Below are 18,777 nucleotides of genomic sequence, written 5' to 3'. Positions count from 1 at the left end.
ATTGCTTGCAGATAGACCTCGCTGGTCAAGAACGAAAGGTACCCCTGCGACGCTCATTATGCCTTACTTACCCAGCATATGAGCTTGCAAGAAAAGGTTACTCCTCTTGCTTGCTACTGTCAAGTGATTCAGTTCACAGAAGACGAACCTCTTGCAAAGGTCTCTTGGGGTCGGCCCTCTCAGGCTTTTCTCACGACTTGTGCCGGTCTCTCCCGTGTCGAAGTGTGTCACACAGAAATTTGGCATGGTTGTTGCAGTAATTGAAGAGTGTCAGCCAGGGCGGCAAAAGAGTGCCTGCCCCTCGCTCCAGGTCACGGGATGGACCTGGCAACGGCTGATCGGATCGACCTGAGTCGCCGACGACCTTTCGAGCAACCAGTCAAAGCCGAACAAAGGAGAGACTTCATGGGCAGCAAGACGCATGCTGCAGCACCTCCCGACTCTGTGCCCTGGCACGCTGCTTGTGCCTGGTTCTTGCGCCTCGGGCGCTCTGGCCCGCTGGCACTTCTGCTTGTCTGTGCGTTGCTTCTTTCCAGCAGCCTTCCCCAAGCAAGAGCAGCCGGCACAGCACCCAACGGGCCAGGCTATGCCTCTACCTGGGCGCCCTCAAACAAGGCTTTCCTTGGCACCGCAGCCAACACCACCAGCGACGTCTGGTTCACTGGCTTCAACGGGATTATCAGCGAGGTCTTTTTCCCTACTGCCGATACGGCCAACACCACCGATCTCCAGTTCCTGATTGGCGACAGCGGCCATACCTGGGTCGATGAGGAGAAGGTCGCCACAACCTCTACTGTCCAGCTCTACAATGCCCACTCCCTCGCCTGGCAGGTGACAAACACAGCCAAGAATGGGCGTTACCGGATCACAAAGATTATCTACACCGATCCCAGCCGCAACTCGCTGATTCAGCAGGTGACTTTCACTGCTCTCAGCGGCACGCTCTCCAATTACTTGCTCTATGTTCTTTATAACCCGGCCATTCACAACGCCGGCAACAACAATACGAGCTCAACCCAGACCTACAGCGGTCGCACCGTGCTGGTGACAACCGATAGCACAGGCAACTACGCCAGCGCCCTGGCCGCCTCCCTCCCCTATGTCTCCGGCATGACCAGCTCAGGCTTTGTCGGGGTCAATGATGGCTGGACCGACCTGAAAGCCTCTAGTAACTGCGGCGGCAGCACCTGCCCAGACTATACGATGAACTATACGTATAGCCTGGCCAGCAATGGGAATACGGCCCAGACGGGCCTGCTCGATCTCTCAAACGGCGGCAGCGTCAATACGACTACCGCCACTTCGATCACCTTTAACCTCGTCCTCTCTTTCGGTCAGACCAGCGGCAGCACCTCCGCAGCCACAGTCGCTGAGCAGACACTCAATGCCACGCTGAGCGATACATCCAATATGCTGGCGACCTATGTGGCCCAGTGGAACAGCTTCGACAACAGTCTCACCAGCCCGCCAGCCGTCGGTAGCACGACAGCAATCCAGCAGGCTCGTCAGCAGGAGTACTACCTGGCCGCGAATGTGCTGAAGGCCTCCCAGGATAAACAGACGGGAGCCTTTGTGGCCGGTCTGGGCGCCCCCTGGGGTGACAGCAATGGCGATAGCGACGCCGGCTATCACCTGGTCTGGGAGCGCGATATGTACAAGATCGCCAGCGCTCTGATTGTGGCCGGCGACAGCGCGGATGCCCTACGTGCCGTGCAATGGGCCTTTAATACTCAGCAGCAGGCCGATGGGCACTTCCCTCAGAATAGCTATGTCAATGGGACACCCTACTGGAATGGCATCCAGATGGATGAGCAGGCTTTTCCGATCATCCTGGCCTGGAAGCTCGGCGTGACCGATAACAGCACGTTTGTGAACCACATCAAGAAGGCCGCCGACTATATCGTCAATAATGGCCCGCGCACCGGTCAAGAACGCTGGGAGGAGAACAGCGGCTATAGCCCCTCAACGATTGCGGCAGAGATCGCCGGCCTGCTCTGCGCCGCCGATATTGCCCGGATCAATGGAGATACGAGCGACCAGACGCGCTATACCAATACCGCCGACTATTATCAAGGCATGGTCCAAAACTGGACCTTCACGACCACCGGTCCGCTGAGCAGCGGCTACTACTTTGAGCGCATCGACGGCAATGGCAACCCCAACGATGGCGCCTCCATCACGATCGCCAACGGCGGGGGTACCTACGATGAGCGGACAATCGTGGATGCCGGCTTCCTGGAGCTGGTTCGCCTGGGAGTGATGCCGGCCACTTCACCCTATATTACGCTCTCTTTGCCAGTGGTCGATGCCACCATCAAGGAAACGATGAATGGTTATCCTTACTGGTTCCGCTACAACCATGATGGCTACGGCGAGCATAGCGATGGCTCGAACTACAATGGTACAGGTACCGGGCGCCTGTGGCCAGTCTTGACGGCTGAGCGCGGGATCTATACGATCGCTGCTGGCGGCGACGCCGACCTCTACCTGAGCGCACTCATGGCCGCGGCCAATTCCTCTGGCATGATCCCCGAGCAGATCTGGGATGTGGCCGCTCCCAGCGGCTACACAGCCGGAACCCCAACAAAGTCGATGAATCCGCTCAACTGGGCAATGGGCGAGTATATCGTCTTGCTCTTCTCCCAGGCCAATCACCGCGTGGCGGATATGCCCTCAATCACCTACAGTCGCTACGTGACAAACGCTTACCAGCCCCATAGCGGCTGGGTGGTCGATTACGACACCAATCAGCTCCATCCCGGCAAGGCCCTGACCATCTACTACAACGGCTGGTTGGCCTCCCATACCCATGTCTATATCCGCTGGGGAGAGAACGGCTGGCAGAATATTCCCCCCGATGCAGCCCTGGTGAAGCGTAGCGACGGCTTCTGGCAGGTCACTATCAGCGTGCCGACCAACGCTACGCAGATCAATTTCGCCTTCCATGACGATGCGAATAACTGGGATAACAACGGCGGCGGGAACTGGAATGTTCCGATCACGGCCTGAGCATGCTGACGCCGGCCAGTAAACAGGCCCAGACCAGGACGCCCCTGCTCGTTGGCAATGCTCGCTAGATATCCTCCCTTTCCCCAACGAGCACAGTTGGCCCTGGTAGGGAAGGAGCGAGAGAATTGCGCCCACTTCCTCCGTGAATTCCTCTCGTTCCTTCCCTCTCTCCCTCTTGATCCTGTCCAGCCCCAGAGAGTGAGACGGTTAGTTAATGCTCTCGCCCAGCCTGGCAGCACGCACCAAGGAGAGCATGGGCCTAAGAGGACCAGCTAGAGAGCAGCAGCGGCCTCCTAGGACACGGGCAGATAGGGACGCATCATCTCGTTATCTTCGTGATCAAGGATGTGACAGTGCCAGACATAGCCCGGCCCGCGGGTAGGATCAAAGGGGTAGAGATTCTGGCCCGGTCTGACTCCATCAACCGGCGTTGTGATCGGCGCCCAGCGCACGACCAGGCGCGTGACCTGGCCTGGGTAGGCTCTGATAGTGTCTTTCCAGCCGTCCTCACCCGCGTCAGGAAGCCGCAGCGAGCCACGCAGATACGGCGTCAGATCGGGATTGCCGCCCAGCGCGCCCCGGGCGTTTGGCTGGCTATAGGGCAATGGAGGACCATAGCCCGGAATAAAGACCCCCGGCGGATACTGTACCGGCCCCCAGGAACCATCTGAGCGGAGACCGTTATAGGTCCCCCCAGGAAAGAGTGAGTCGTAATGCGCTCGATAGCCGTCGACATCCAGCGCCTGGCGATTGAGTAGCTGGAACTGAACAAGATGAATGTGGATAGGATGAGCATCCTCCGTGAGATTGACGATCTCCCAGATCTCGGTCGCCCCAACGCGCGGGAGCTCGGTCAGGTAAAAGCCCTGTCCCTGCCTATCAAGGTGCGCTCCCGAAACCGGCTCCTGGCTGCCTTCGCGTACGCCGCTCCACTTGGTGTTATTCACCAGCACCTCAACAGGCCCGCCTGGCCCCTCGACCTCAACCAACACCAGCAACCTTTTGGCCTCCGGTTTGACCCCAGCGGCCAGTGCTCCCGTCTTCGGGTTGGCCAGACGCACAATAGCAGGTGGTTGATTGAACCTTCCTCGCAGGGGCAGACCGTGGGCCGGATTGTAGGTCGTGTCGGGTTCCTTTAGCGGCCATGCAACCCGGATCTGCATGACCCGCCCAGTGGTGGCCGGATCAGGCGGGTCACCGTCGGGAAAAGGAGCCGGCGCACTGTTGGTCAAAAGCAAGGTGCGACCAGCATAGGGCGCAAAGTCGATGAGCACATCGGCGCGCTCTCCCGGAGCCAGTAAGAGCGCCGGAGACGCCGGGTTATGGGGATCATTGAGCTTTACTGGCCTATCTAGCAGCCCTCCATCCGTCCCAATCTGCCAGAAGATCGGCCCCGGCTCCTCAGTTCTGGCCTCTATCAGGCGCATCTGGAAGAAGCGCGCATTAGAGGCATTCAGGAAGCGAAAACGATAGCGGCGTGGCTCCACATTGAGATACGGCCAGGCCTTGCCGTTGACGACAATGACATCGCCAAAGAATTCGGGTATCCAATAGGGATGGATTGAGGGATTGGGCGGCGCTCCGTTCAGGCCTGTAGGCTGATCAGGAGGTGTTCCGTCGGGAAAGAGCAACTGGCCACGCGTGTCGAACTGGCGATCCTGGATCATCAGTTCGATCTCGTGAGCGCCAACCGGCAGGCCAAAGGGATTGTGCGGCTGCCCTGTATCATAGGCATCACGGATCAGATAAAAAGCCGCTAATCCAGAGAACAGCGTCAGCCGGGTGACGCCCAAGGTGTGATCATGAAACCACAGCGTTGTCGCCGGTTGCTGGTTGGGATAGCAGTAGACCGCAGCATTTGGGGCCGTCGGCAGGTAGGTACTGTAGCCCTTGCCATGCCGGCCATCGGCAGTAAACCAGGCTTCGGGGGCCCCATCGAAGGCGGAAGGGTTTTCTCCTCCGTGGAGATGGACCACTACCGGGAAGGCCCCAATAAACGGCTCCATCGATCCCATCTGCTCTTGTGGATCAGCCCAGTGAATGGTCTGATCAACGGTGAGCAGCGGCAAGAGCTTCGATTGCTCCGCCAACGGCAGCGCATTGACATAGGTTACCACCGTCGGGACCCCGCGGCGCGCCTCGACTGTGTAACCAGGGTAGTGCGGCGGACACCCATCTACCTGATAGCCCCAGACATAGGTTCCAGCGTTGAACGGCGGGCTAAGGCGGGCATAGAGGCTGGCTGGTAAAATGCGCTGCTGAAATTCGACGATGCGTACTTGCAAATGTGAGCCACTGACCCGGGCACCAGCAAAAGTGGGGAGAGGCTCGACAAATTGGGGGATCTCGGCCCCCAGTAAGGGTGTTTGGGCGACACGCACCGAAGCGGAGACGCGCGAAGCCATCGAGAGCGAGAGCGGCAACAAGCTCCCGAGACTCAGGACAGCCCCCATCTTAAGTAGCTGCCTGCGAGTCGTCATAGCTGATGCTCCTTTCCAAAGGACGTGTCGATGGTAAGTTCTTCCCAAGACGCAATACATGCAATTGATACAAATATCTTAAAAAGCAGTCAGATCTGCATGCTCCTTCAAGCTGCTCAAAGAGGATAGGGATATATCGAGCAGTAGTTAGGAGTGGAAAAGGCAGATTGATGTCTTGGGGGCCAGGAGAGCTGGCCGGTCTTGTATGACCTCTCCAAGGCCAGTTTCCAGAGAATGGCCACGCCGCCGAACGTGAAGAGCTGTTGTCTTGCTTCTTTCTGGCTTCTCTGTTCTCTTGGGGATAGTCTTGCGAATTCCTTTCCGCTTGGTGGAATGCTCCAGCGAGGATGACACAATCGCTACGACTTCTGCCCACTGGGTAGACACGCTTTTGACGTCTTCCAAGGCAGATCAGCCAGGAAGCTCATCCTTGCTTTCCCTGACTGACCCTGGCCCATTCAGAGAGTCTGAGGTCTGCAGACCCTCTAATGAGAGGATAAGAAAGAGAGTCGCCTGCTGTCAAGGAGTACTGCTTATACAGAAACTGTCAACCAAGATCTCCCAAGCAGGCTATGCCCTTCTCGTAAGTGAAAATGAGTCAAACATAGTTTCTGCCTGGCTGTGGCCACTCAAAGGATGGTCCCTTCTCCTCACAAGCCTTCCCGGAGAAATAGCCATAAATGGCTATCCCCCTCTCAGAAGGGGAAAGCCCGCACGCCATTATCCTCTGTAGTGGGAGGAAAGCACTCCTCCTTTGATAGGAGCATACCTGACAGCAACAACTAGTCTGGCTGGGAGCCTGGCCCGGTTCCGCCTGCCGCTTTGCGCCAACGCCCAAGCTTCCCCTCTACGACTAAGGTCCCCAACACTTCCATAATGATCCGCCCAGCAAGCAGCGCCGTGAGATCGGCCACATCATAAGGAGGGGCGACCTCCACCAGCTCCATCCCCTGCAGACCCTCACGTGCCGCCAGACGAACCATCCTGAAAACCTCACGCGGTTGCAGTCCCCCTGGTTCAGGCGTTCCTGTTCCCGGGGCAAAGGCCGGGTCCACCACATCAATATCAAAGGAGAGCCAGACCGCGCTCGCTCCTTTCCAGGCTATTTCCAGGGCGTACTCCATCACACGCTCAAGGCCGTAGCGATCGATATCGTCGAGCGTGATCACGGTCGCCTGCCGCTCATGGGCCAGGCGCATACCTTTCTTGGAGCCGGTCCAGCCACCGATACCGATCTGCACCAGGTTGGTCGGGGGCACATTAGGCAGGGCAGTGGCATGAAAGAAAGGCGAGGCGTGCATGCGCTCGTCGTAGGTTCGCTCGCTCAGGTCGCTGTGCCGGTCAAAGTGGATGACGCCCAGCTTACCCTCGACGTGCGGCGCGACCCCACGCAGAGTGGCGTAGCCGATGGAGTGATCACCGCCGAGGACAACAGGAAAGGCCCCCCGTTCAACGATGTAGCTGAGAGCGCGTGAGATCTGATCAAAGCTTTTCTCAATGTGTGAGGGGATGACCTGGATATCGCCGACATCAACCATGACCAGCGCAGCATGCAGATCAATGCCGCGCTCAGGATTGTAGCCGTAGCTCAGCGCGGAGGCCCGGCGAATGGCCGCCGGCCCAAAGCGCGCACCTGGTCGGCAGGTGGTACCACTGTCCAGGGGGACGCCAACAATGACTACATCCTGCCCCCCCAGCTGCTGCATATCATGGAGAAAGGGCACCTGCAGAAAGGTAGCCTCCCCCGTCCCTCCCCCCAATGTCCAGGGTTCGCGCCGAAAAAGGGTCAGGGTGCGATCCTCGATGCTGGCCGCCGCTTCCAACCCATAGCGCCGGGCCTGCTCTCGTCGCGCCCTGACCTCATCACCCTCCGACTGCTGAGCCTGCCAGTGCATGGCCCATGTTCCCCGCAGATCCTCGCGTCGCAGCTGCCAGTCATCCTTCTGCTGTTCTTCGCCATGACTGCGAGCGCTGTCCACCATGATAAGACCATCCTTTCCTTCCGTTTTCTCTGCAAAGCGAACGACCGTTTTTCCCCTTGTGAGTTGCGATGAGCATCGTGGGGAAAGATCATAGCTCTGGGGAGCAAAGAGCAGCCGCTGCTTCAACGCTGGGCAGGCCCTCTGATCTGGTCAGCCCGCCGTGCGTCCTCTCAGCGAGCGACACGGCGGGCTACAGGCGTTTACGAGGCAGCGCGCCAGGCCAGAGCCCGCACTGGGGAACCATCAAGGCCACGCAGCGGCAAGGGCAGGAAGGAACACTGATAGACGACGCCGCTGACCAGCCGATCCAGGCGCGCCAGATTCTCGACAATGAGCACATCATTGCCAAGCAAAGTAGCATGGGCATGCCGGGTACCCTGTACGCTGGAGTCGACGCTGAGGGCATCGATTCCTACCAGCGAAGCCCCTGCTTCGACCAGCAGCTGCGCCGCCTCCGGGGAGAGATAAGGATGGCGTAAGTAGCGCTCGCTCTTCCAATAGAGGTCCCAGCCGGTACGCACTAACACCGCACCACCCGCCGGCAGCCCCTCCAACTGAGGCCGCAGCGCCTCCGCCGTGATCGGCGCATCCTCTCCATATCCTTCCAGGGAGACCACAATGCCAGTCAGCAGAAAGCGCTCAGGGGGATACTGCGTAATGGTCTTTCCTTCGGGAACCAGATGGGAAGCTGCGTCAATATGAGTGCCGGTATGCGTCCCCAATACCAGGCGCGACACCTGCCAGGGGGGTTCAGTCTCTACCACCTCAATGCGCGGCTCCGGATCACCGGGAAAGACCGTCATTCCCTGTTCGATCGCATGAGAAAGGTCGATGAATTGCATCAGATTGACCTTTCCCTCCTTTCGCATGCCAGTTGCTTTTTCTCATCCCTCACTGGTTGATTGCCTTCGCTCAGCCTTGCCTGCCCCCTGATCACGCCGACTGGCTTTCATCTTGCGGCGCGACCAGCTCCACCTTGGGCGAGAGGGACTGGCTCAGATCCTGTAGCCTCTCCTCTGGCACTCCAGGCCAGGGGCGCAGCAGATAGCGCTTCTGTTGTTCAGGGCCAGCAATGCACGTTACATCTGCTACCGCCTGGAAGCCGGCCACTTCGATGCCTCGCCGCGAAGCATAATTGCTGGCATCAGCCCCTATCCAGAGACGGCGCAGACCCTGCTCTTGTAATACCCTGGCTATAGAGACGAGCAGAGCAGGATAGAGTCTTCGGCCACGGTATGGCGGCAAGGTGGCACAATCCCAGATGTAAGCCCTCCCTGGCCGGAGACGGATCGTGAGTTCTAGCTCACCAATTTCCTCGTGATTGAAGGAGATCCAGCCGTAGGAGGCCAGGGTCTTTCCCCCCTCTAGATAGGCCACATAACACTGACATCCCCGCGCAAAGCGCTCGACTACTACGGCAGGACTGGCCACCTGCATCGCCGCGGCCAACTCCTCAGCCCGCTCCGGGCCGGCTCGCAGGAAGATAGCCGGTAGCCGCGCCGGCAAGCCGGTCATGATCGGACGGTCAAGATCGAAGGCCCAGAAGGTTCCTGTGTGTTGCACCACAGAAGCAGCCACATGACTCATCGGGGGCCTGCCTCCACTCCCTCTTCTACCGTCACAGGCGCCCGTCGCTGACTGAGTTCGGCAATTGCTTCAGCTAGATGCTCCTCTTGAATATTGTACGCCCCCGCCGCTACACGTAACTTGTGAGCCATCGCCAGCACATCGGCAATGGTATAGCCCTGCGGCGGCTCAAATTTGTAGCAGGCCATCTCTAACAGCTGCCCATTTGGATCACGAAAATAGATTGAGTCCATAAAGCCGCGGTCAACGTTGCCTGTGTTCCAGATGCCACGTTCGTTGAGCCGCCGGGCAACCTGGGTATAGGTGGCACGTGAGACTGTGAAGGCCAAATGATGCAGGTTTCCAACGCCTTCGGGGTTGGGCGCCGGATCATTCACCCGGTCAGCCCGCACGAAGAAGGTAATCAGACGCCCATCTCCAGCATCAAAATAGAGATGGGTCTCCTCCGGTACATCAAGATTGGGCTGCTCCATGATGAGGGGCATACCGAGGAAGTCTCGATAGAATTCGATGATGGCCTCGCGATTGGAGCCAACAAAGGTAATATGGTGAACTCCTTGGACTTGAAGTTTTGCCATCTCTCTCTTTCCCTGACAATGCAATCTCGTGTTTACCAGCTTGCTATATTATATTCTCAAAAAAGATGACTTGCGAAATCAACTATCTGCGAACCAGGAGAGCGCTCCTGCTCCAAGGGGAAGCTAGCGTTGGCAGCCTCAGACAGATCCGTGTCAGACCGCCTCTTCTTGCTTCGAACCAGCCTGGGCTGGCAGAGCGGCAATCAGTGAACGAGATGATGAAGTCAACCAAAGCAGACAATGGCTCGATGAGAGCCTGGGTGGCAATTGGTGGGGATATTCTCTAGAGAGGGATCTGCGACTTCCTTCACTCGGCTTTCCTGGGAACCAGGCTGCAACCCGCTCGCCCGGACCACGGGGCTTTCTGGCCTTGCCTCAAGCAGAGAACTGGATCGCGCGCGGAGAGCCCCGCTGATCCCGCTCGGGCCAACACGAGGATCCGTCAGTAGCTCTCCACGCGCGTTTGGCAAGCTGCCATTACTTAGCATAAGCGCCAGCTGTCAACGCAGCGTCATTGCCTGGCCAGGCTTAAAATGTCGCCACCAACGGCAGCTGAGCCAGGTCGCCGCGCGCCTGGTACCTTTCCAGCGTGCTCTGCGCCTCCCGCAAGAGCAGAAGCGCTCTCGCGCGCAGTGCAGGCGATTTCTCCTGCAGCGCCGCCTGGGCCTGGAGTACCTGGATGCGTGCTAGCTCCAGCGGCAGAGCCAGGTCTTCAGCCTGCCTGGCCGCCTCACGGAAATGCCGCTCGGCCTCCTCCCAGGCCCCACATGCGGCTCGATACCAGGCCCACAAAGTCGCTGCTCGCATTGCCAGCAGCCGGCGCTGCTGCCGCTGAGCCGTGGCCAGGGCTGCCTTCAGATAAGGAGCAGCCTCGGCAGGTTGAGCACGCAGGAGCCAGACCTCAGCCAGCCACAGCTGGAGACGTGTGCGCAGATGGTGATAACCATAGTCATCGATGAGCGCCAGGGCGTCCTTCAGCAGAGCCGTCGCCTCCTCCAGGCGTCCTTGACTGCGCGCGCAGAGAGCCAGGCCCCCGCGATAGCCTGCCTGCCGTTCAAGATTGCCCAGCTCTTCGGCCAGAGCTAGCCCCTGACTCAGAACCTCGGTCGCAGCGCGCCACTCCCCGACATAGAGATGCAACTCCCCCTGCGTACTCGAGAGGTGGAGCAAGGCCCCCAGCAGCTCGTAGGTCTCAGCGATCCTTCGCCCCTCAGCTAAAGAGGTTCTGGCCGCCTCCAGCTCCCCTAGCAGGAGATGATGATAGGCAGCATTATTGTAAGAGAGCGCTAGAAAATAATAGTTATGGGTTGCCCGGGCAGCTTCAGCCGCCTCTCCATAGAAACGTAGAGCCTGACGCAGCTGGCCATATTGGGCCGCAATATTGCCCAACTCAAAGAGAGCCGCGCAGAGGTCCCCCAGATTACCACACTGACGGAGAGCACACGCCGCCTCTTGGAGATGAGCTTCGGCGGCCACCAGATCGCTGCCCTCCATAGCCAGCGCCGCCCCCAGCAGGCGCTGACCAGCAGCAAAGAGCGCCAGCCGCTCGCCTTCCCGAGGCGGATCAGGCACAGCCAACCCGGCTTCAGCACAAGCGATGGCTTCGCGATAATCGTTCATAATCAGAGCCAGCTCTCCCAGCTCGAAATAGGCACTCTTGCAGGCCACCCGATCATTCAGCTGGCGGGCCAGCGTCAAGCAGCGCCGGTACCAGTCAGCCGCCTGCTGGAGCTGTCCCAAGGCACGGTAGACCCGCCCCAGCGCCATCGTCAGGCGCAGTTCCTCCTCCAGGGCCGCTGCTGGTGCCACCAGGTCGTAGAGCTGTTGTAAGAAGAGGACCACTTCCGTGCTGACGTTTTCGCGCGCCAGCTCATCCAGAATCTGCAGTCCATAGCGTCGGGCTCGCTCACTGTCTCCCCCCATCACCGCATGCAGAGCAATCTGCCGCCGCGGAAAATCCTGCTGCAGCTCCGGACAGCGTTCCAGCATGGCCGCCAACTCACGGTGAATCTGCTGGACCCGCACCTGGCTCAGTCGATGCATGACCGCCTCACGCAAGAGAGCATGCGAGAGACCATAGCAGCGTGAAGCCGTCTCTATAAGCAAACCTCGCCAGAGCAGCTGATCCACGATAGGCATGACTGGCAAATCTCGCATTTCAGGCATCTCCTGCAAAAGGGCCAGCGGCAAGGGCTGATTGGCGATGGCCAGGATCTCCAGCAGCAGGCGGGCCTCAGCATCGAGATCGATCAGGCGCCAGAGCACTAAATCATAGGTGGTCTCGGGAAGAGCATGCATGACTCGCCAGCGCAGCCAGCGCCGCACGTCTAGCCGCCTTTCTCCTGCACTTTCGCTCAGGACCCCATCGGTCTGCAGCTGGCGCAGCAGCTCCAGCAGGATAAATGGGCACCCCCCCGAGCGCTCATATAACCACGCCGGGAAGGTGGAGGCTCCTGGCAAGGTCACAATGCGCAGGGCCTCCACCAGAGCGGTCACCGCCTCCGGCGCCAGAGGCTCCAGCGAGAGCACCTGTACATATCCATGCCGTCGCCCGAGCGTCAGTAAGCGCTGCAAAGCAGGAACCAGCTCAACCGAAGCGCTCGTTCCAATGAGCAGAATAGGCAGCTGGTGAACACGCAGGGCCAGAAAGCCAAAAAGCTGGAGCGTTGAGCTATTGGCCCAATGGAGATCGTCGATCGCCAGGAGCAAGGGAGCCGTGCGTGCCAGGGTCCGTAGCGTCTGCCAGAGCGACCATATCAAGCGACCCTGCTCCTCTGGTAGAGCGCTCCCGAGGGAGGGAGAGGCCGACGCTGGCGTCTCGGCGAGAGGATCTAAGCCGAGTCCTTGCAAAGCCTCCCAAAAAGGGCCGTAAGCCAGCAATTCATCAAACGGCGAACAGGTCCCTCGCAGCACGATCCAATCCACCGAGAGCGCTTCAAGCCGCGCCATCAGCTCATCCAAGAGCCGTGTTTTACCGCTGCCATCCTCGCCCTGAATCAAGACAGTGGCTCCCAGATTCGTTCTCGCCACCTGGGCAGCCAGCTGCAGCAGATGGTCAAGCGGCTCCTCTCTCCCAACAAACGGCAGCATCTGCCCACCAGGCCCACTGGACCCAGAGTACCTTAACCCGGCTCGGCCACCATCGCAGGCAGCAGCGACCCGACGTTTTGTCAAAGCCTCTCTCATACGCTCCTGCAGATCAGCCGGTGGCGGAAGACCAAGCTCCCGCTGCAAAAATTTCTCGTACTGCGTATATTGCAGCCAGGCCCTCCCGAGAGAGCCAGCGCGCAGAGATAGCTCAATCAGCCGGCGTTGATCAGCATCAGAGAAGGGATCTTCGCGAACCAGACGCTGCAGGTATTCAATGGCCTCGTCCCAGCGCCCTGCTTGCTCAGCATAGGTCGCCAGATGGCTCAACGCCGTCAGATAGCCCCGGCTCAGGGCCGCCTCCTCCGTCTGCAACCACTCATCGAAGAGCGGGGTTCCATTGAGCGTAAAGCCCTGCAAGAGCCGCCCGCGGTACAGCTGCACAGCCTCCGCCAGAGCCTGCCTGCTGCCCTCCTGCAAGAGCCGCCGGAAACGGCGCACGTCACAGACCAGCAGTTGCTCGGCCAGAGAGACATAAGGGCCATCGACCACCAGCGCTTCAGCCAGGCCATACGATTGGAGGGTCCGACGGATGACGTACAGATTGGAGCGCAGCGAATGGCGAGCGTTATCTTCGGGCACCTCGCTCCATAACAAGGCTGCCAGGTGCTCGCGCGGCTGAGGGCCTTCAGAGGCCGCCAGATAGTAGAGGAGCGCCTGCGCTTTCTGATGATGCCACACCAACGGTACACCGGCGATGCGCACTTCGGGAACACCCAAAAGACGGAACACCAGCTGTCTGGAAGATATGCTCATAGCTGTGCACTGCTGCTTTTGGCTTGCAATGATCCCCTCGCAGCATTGAGGAAAGTGCTTATTTTTTTACTCTATCGCCATCCCCCCGCATTCGCAAGAGCATTCTTACGGTCCCTGCCCTCCTCCCACCGGGTCCCGCAAGTGCTTCTTCGTCCGCAGCACAGGCCACTGGCCGCCTTCGCCAGTCCTGCACACTGCCATCTTCGAAACAACGGAGTCTTTACATAACTGGATGAGACAACACCATATCTTTTTCCAAATCAACATCTCATCAGCACAACTGCAAACTACACTTGGAGTGAAAATGCAGGAACTCGCTACCACGTCCGCCGTTTCACAAGAAGCTTCGTAACAGGATGCCTCTGGCATGTATAGCCCATCAGCCAGGCATGATCAGCATAACTATGTAGGTCGGGAGGTCACGCAGCAGGGGCGAGAGGAGTACATAGCCAGGCAATTGGCTAGTGGCACTCCATTATGCGCAAAAGAGAGCGTTGCCAGCATGGGGACACTGAAAGAGATGGCCTATCTCGTTCGCCAGGGACCTCTCCCACGCCTCTCTTCGCTGAGGTATATCCCACTGCGCTACCGTGGTTGGCTGCCTCAGTCCGTGGCCAGACGCTACCAGTGTCTGGTGATTGGCCTCGCTCAGGGCGTGGTTACGGTGGCCCTGGCTCGCCCGGGCAATGCCGCTTTTTATGCCTTGCTCGAGGAGATCACTTCCTGCACCGTCTTCCCTGTACTCGCTCCTCCATCCTCACTGCGCCTGGCAATCAGGCGCCTTGAGCGCGATCAACGCCGCCCGAGCCTTTCTATACCTCCCGCCTATTTTCTGCATCCTCGTCAGTTCAGCACTTTGTCGCGCCTTCCTCTTCACTTTTAAAGCCAGACGATAGCCGGTGCGGCCCCTCGGCATCACCGCATTTCAACCCGCATAAGCATCGGGCCAAAACCGGTGGGTGCTATTGTGCTTCTTGAAAAGAGCTGGGTAGCCACCTCTCCCAGCGGCGGCAAGCACCCCACTTTTCAGTTCGCTCGCTTTGGTAGCTGCCACCACGGCTCTTGCAGGAGGCTGGCTTTCTATGCGCATACCACTCGTGGACCTGCAGGCACAGTATCAGACAATCAAAGAGGAGGTCCAGGCCGCTCTGAATGAGGTCCTGGCCGACATGGAGTTATTCATTGGGCCACGTACCCGCGCCTTCGAGGAGGCTTTCGCTGCCTATTGCGGCTGCCGCTACGGCATCGGCGTCTCATCGGGCACCGATGCCCTGGCGCTGGCGCTGCGGGCCTGTGACATTGGCCCCGGCGATGAGGTGATCACCGTAGCCAATACGTTTATCGCTACCATCGAGGCGATCGCCCAGGTCGGAGCCAGGCCGGTCTTTGTGGACATCGACCCCCAAACGTATACGCTCGATCCCGCGCAGGTCGGTGCCGCGTTGACACCTCGCACGCGCGCGCTATTGCCCGTGCACCTCTATGGCCATCCGGCTGAAATGGAGCCGCTGCTGGCTATCGCGCAGCACGCCGGGTTGCGCGTCATCGAAGATGCTTCGCAGGCCCACGGTGCCACTTACCAGGGCCGCCGCGTTGGTAGCCTGGGCGACGTTGGCTGCTTCAGTCTCTACTACAGTAAAAATCTGGGCGCCTACGGCGAGGCCGGCATCTGCGTCACCAACGACGCCAGGCTGGCGGAGCGCCTGCGCATGCTGCGCGATCACGGCTCGCGTGTTCGCTATCACCATGAACTGTTGGGCAGCAATGCCCGCCTCGATGAGCTGCAGGCCGCTGTGCTGCTCACAAAGCTGCGCTATCTGGAACGTTGGAACGCAGCCCGCCAGTCTCACGCTCGCTTCTATAGCGAGCAGCTGCGCACGGCAGCGGTAGTCTTGCCAGTGACGAGGGCCTGGGCTACCCATGTCTATTGCTACTATGTGATCCAGGTTGAACAGCGTGATCAATTCCGTCACTTGCTGGAGCAGGCAGGCATTAGTACCGGTATCCACTATCCGATTCCTTTGCATTTGCAGCCAGCCTGCGCCTATCTCGGCTATCAACGCGGGTCCTTCCCCCAGACCGAGGCCTGCGCTGCTCGTATTGTTTCGCTGCCAATGTATCCCGAGCTCACGGAAGAGCAGCTGACTTACGTGGTGGAGACAATCAACAAAAGTCTGACGCTGTGCGCACCCGTCGTTGATCGCTAGGCTGTTCACACTGTCCGTGGCCAGGCCCAGCGGCGGGGCCAGCTGGTCAGCTGTCCTCAGTCGGTCTGCTGGCCTCTGTCGAGCTTCCCTGCTCTGTGGTGACCCAGGACGTTCTGGACCAACAGAGCAGCGAGCCGGACCTTTGTTTATCTGGCGCGCAAGCCGGTGACAGGCTGCCGGCTCGTGCGCAGTCTCACCATCCTGCTAGCAAAGGCAATCCTGCCTGGTCCACCTGTTGATTGATCGTCATTGGCCAGAGCTATGGCTTATGGAATGGAAGAGGTAGACTGTTATGGACACACTGCGCTTCGCCATCATTGGCTGGGGCTATTGGGGTCCCAGGCTGGCACGCAACCTTGAATCGCTTCCGTATGCAAGCGTCACCTTGATTGCCGATAGCAATCCCGCCTGCCAGTTCTCGCCCGCTCTGCGCCATCATCCTCGGGCCCGTTTCACCACCTCCGTTGAGGAGGTCTATCGCTCCGACGTAGACGCCGTCGTCGTTGCCACCCCAGTGAGCACGCACTACGCCTTTGCCCGCGCCGCCCTACAACACGATAAACATGTGCTGGTCGAAAAGCCGTTGACCGCGAGCGTAGTCGAGGCCGAGGAACTGGTCAATCTGGCTCAGGAGCGACAGCGCATCTTGATGGTTGGCCATACCTTTGAGTACAGCCCGGCAGTCAACGAGCTGCGCAAATTGATCCGCAATAATGACCTGGGCAGGATCTATTGCTTCGAGGCGATCCGCGTGAATCTGGGACTCTTCCGCCAGGATACTAACGTTATCTGGGATCTCGCCCCTCATGATATCTCCATTTTGCTCTACTTGCTCGGTGAGAAGCCGGCGTCGGTGCGCGTGCAGGCCCATGCCCATATCCAGCCGCGTATTCCCGATATCGCTCACCTCGATCTGACTTTTGCCAGCGGCATGACGGCCCATATTCATGTGAGCTGGCTCCATCCTTGCAAGATCCGCCGGGTCACGGTCATCGGAGACCAGCGTATGGCAGTCTATGATGATACTAACCCCGCAGAGATGCTGAAGATCTATAACAAAGGGGCCGATGTCCATGCCGATCCAATCGTTTCCTACCGCAACGGCGAAATTACCATTCCTCATATCGACTGGATTGAGCCGCTCCGCCTGGAGTGCGAGGACTTCGCCGAGGCGATCCGCACAGGCAGGCAACCACGAGCGAATGGCCTGGTCGGACTGGAGGTCGTTCGCATTCTGGCCGCAGCTCAGCAAGAACTGGAAGGCCAAGCCCATCAGCCCCTGACAGCGATCAGCCCCGCCAGCTAGGTCAGAACAGCACAGCAGAGATCTTGCCAGACTCTCCTGAGAGAAACGCTTTGAATCAGAGAAGGAAAGACAGCTGCCATGAATCTGGTCGCCTTTTCTCTGCGCACGAAGGGCCCGCATAATTTCCTGCGCCGCCTATGGACGGTCTTCGCTCGCTTTGGCCTGACAGAGCAGCGCACTGCCCAGGCCCTCCAAGCCCTGGTGACAACGCTGCGCCTGTATGGGGCTTATCCAACCTTCTTTATCCCCGCCGTGGTGCTGCGCCGCCACGTTCCCTTACTACGCCGAATCGCTGCCAGCGGCGCCGAAATCGGGATTCACGGCTACGTCCACAACGATTATCGCACCTTGACCCGCCAGGAGCAGGAGCGTCAGACCCAGCTGGCCATCGCCGTCTTCAGCCACAGTCAGATCTCCTTTGCCGGCTTCCGCAACCCTTACCTTGGCTGGACTGAGGAGGCTCTGGAGATCTTCGCTTCGCTGGGTTTCACCTATGAAAGCAACGAGGCAGTCATTCACGATGTGATCGATCTGACAACCCTCTCGCCTCTGCTGCGCAGCGGCTACGAGAAATCCCTACGCTTGTTTCAGGCAGTGCCTCCGAGCATCTATGACTTGCGCCCACATTGCGAGGGGGCATTAGTACGCCTGCCCACCAGCATCCCCGATGATGAAATGCTCTTCGACCGCCTGCGCATCACTGATCCAGAACGCATCGCCGCTATCTGGTCCGAGGTCATGGCCCACGTCTACACCCTGGGTGGTCTGTATGTCCTCAATCTTCACCCGGAGCGTGGCTTGCTCTGCCAGGCTGCGCTCCGTGGCCTGCTCGACTACGCCACCAGCCAGCCAGAACCGGTCTGGATCGCCCGTCTGGAGGAGATCGCTCGCTGGTGGCGTGAGCGCTGCCATTTCCGCTTCGACATCAATCCCGCCGGCCCTCAACGCTGGCAGGTTCGCCTGCTCAGCTCACCACGCGCCTACGTCAAGACCCGTCAGCTCACGGTGCTCGCTCGCTCCAGTGCAGCCACCGACGGTCAAAGGGTCCCAGGAGAACTACAACAACAAGAGTGGCTTGTGGAGGCCGAACGCTGCCCTGCCATAGCCCTCTCGCCAGCGACTCCGCCAGCAGTCATGGCCTTTCTCCAGGAGCAGGGCTACGCTGTGACTCGCGCCAGCCCCGAGGAGGCGACCAGCTACAGCCTATTTCTGGATCTGCCCGCCGGCCTGGGAGCTTCTCCCAGGGAGCAGCGGGAGCAGCGCCGCCAGCTCGTCGCCCGGCTCGAAGCGCTGTCAGCCCCCCTGCTCTCCTTTGCTCCCTGGCCCGCCCACTATCGCGCCGCCCTGGCCATCAGCAGCGATATCGATTCGGTAACCATCCAGGACTTCTTCCTCCGCATCGTCGAGGTTGCCCGCGCCAGCCGCCCCTCGCCATAACAGACAGGCCCAGCCCCAGGAGAGCATAGGGAAGGCCCCTGAAGCAGAGTGGAGCAACGGCGATAGGGGGGAGAGGATAGAACCAGGCCCAGATAACCTGCCCCAAGATGCGCCAGAGCACGGCAGGAGCCTCTTTCCTGTCCCGGGCCAGCGTTCTAGCAGGTAACACCTGGGAAAGTGCCACACGTTGGTATCGTCTGGTGCTCTCAGTCCTTAAGTCAGCAAGAATACTCACCAGCTACTTCATCTGTAAAAAACTTCGATCTACTACGTCCATACTTAGGGGGT

Annotated in this window: 11 protein-coding genes; 5 read left to right on the top strand and 6 right to left on the bottom strand. The window is 59.4% G+C overall.

All coding sequences use genetic code 11. The annotated features are described in order from the left end of the window. Positions 1 to 405 precede the first annotated feature (405 nt). Positions 406 to 3,009 carry a glycoside hydrolase family 15 protein gene (locus N688_RS07905; RefSeq protein ID WP_052888777.1) on the top strand — a complete coding sequence of 868 codons (2,604 nt, stop codon included), beginning with the start codon at positions 406 to 408 and terminating at the stop codon, positions 3,007 to 3,009. 293 nt (positions 3,010 to 3,302) lie between these two features. Here N688_RS07905 and N688_RS23760 read toward each other — a convergent pair whose 3' ends face one another. The 6 genes from N688_RS23760 to N688_RS07875 all read right to left on the bottom strand — a co-directional run bounded on the left by N688_RS23760 (position 3,303) and on the right by N688_RS07875 (position 13,539). Further along, complete coding sequence (locus N688_RS23760; RefSeq protein WP_052888776.1) at positions 3,303 to 5,489, bottom strand: multicopper oxidase family protein; 2,187 nt, start codon at positions 5,487 to 5,489, stop codon at positions 3,303 to 3,305. 782 nt (positions 5,490 to 6,271) lie between these two features. Then, positions 6,272 to 7,471 carry an agmatinase gene (gene speB / locus N688_RS07895; protein ID WP_081838634.1) on the bottom strand — a complete coding sequence of 400 codons (1,200 nt, stop codon included), beginning with the start codon at positions 7,469 to 7,471 and terminating at the stop codon, positions 6,272 to 6,274. 200 nt (positions 7,472 to 7,671) lie between these two features. Beyond that, positions 7,672 to 8,340, bottom strand: coding sequence for a cyclase family protein (locus N688_RS07890; RefSeq protein WP_202901862.1), 669 nt, complete (start codon positions 8,338 to 8,340; stop codon positions 7,672 to 7,674). Positions 8,341 to 8,404: 64 nt separating this feature from the next. Beyond that, positions 8,405 to 9,058: a GNAT family N-acetyltransferase gene (locus N688_RS07885; protein ID WP_052888774.1), complete on the bottom strand. Its 654-nt coding sequence runs from the start codon at positions 9,056 to 9,058 to the stop codon at positions 8,405 to 8,407. Next, positions 9,055 to 9,636 (bottom strand): VOC family protein, encoded by a 582-nt coding sequence (locus N688_RS07880; protein WP_052888773.1) that lies wholly within the window; start codon positions 9,634 to 9,636, stop codon positions 9,055 to 9,057. Before N688_RS07880 ends, N688_RS07885 begins: the two co-directional genes overlap by 4 nt. A 528-nt stretch (positions 9,637 to 10,164) precedes the next feature. Continuing rightward, positions 10,165 to 13,539, bottom strand: a complete 3,375-nt coding sequence (locus N688_RS07875) for an ATP-binding protein (protein WP_052888772.1) — start codon at positions 13,537 to 13,539, stop codon at positions 10,165 to 10,167. A gap of 502 nt (positions 13,540 to 14,041) precedes the next feature. On the opposite strand from N688_RS07875, the gene N688_RS07870 reads away from it, so the two are divergent. The 4 genes from N688_RS07870 to N688_RS07855 all read left to right on the top strand — a co-directional run bounded on the left by N688_RS07870 (position 14,042) and on the right by N688_RS07855 (position 18,489). Next, entirely contained in the window at positions 14,042 to 14,422 is a 381-nt protein-coding gene (locus N688_RS07870; protein ID WP_052888771.1) for a GspE/PulE/PilB domain-containing protein, read from the top strand. Positions 14,423 to 14,621: 199 nt separating this feature from the next. After that, positions 14,622 to 15,746 (top strand): DegT/DnrJ/EryC1/StrS family aminotransferase, encoded by a 1,125-nt coding sequence (locus N688_RS07865; protein WP_052888770.1) that lies wholly within the window; start codon positions 14,622 to 14,624, stop codon positions 15,744 to 15,746. 292 nt (positions 15,747 to 16,038) lie between these two features. After that, entirely contained in the window at positions 16,039 to 17,052 is a 1,014-nt protein-coding gene (locus N688_RS07860) for a Gfo/Idh/MocA family protein (protein WP_052888769.1), read from the top strand. 78 nt (positions 17,053 to 17,130) lie between these two features. Continuing rightward, complete coding sequence (locus N688_RS07855) at positions 17,131 to 18,489, top strand: polysaccharide deacetylase family protein (RefSeq protein ID WP_052888768.1); 1,359 nt, start codon at positions 17,131 to 17,133, stop codon at positions 18,487 to 18,489. Positions 18,490 to 18,777 lie beyond the last annotated feature (288 nt).

It is taken from the genome of Thermogemmatispora carboxidivorans (assembly GCF_000702505.1).
In the GTDB taxonomy this organism is placed as follows: domain Bacteria; phylum Chloroflexota; class Ktedonobacteria; order Ktedonobacterales; family Ktedonobacteraceae; genus Thermogemmatispora; species Thermogemmatispora carboxidivorans.
This window is presented reverse-complemented; position numbering and strand designations above follow the sequence as displayed.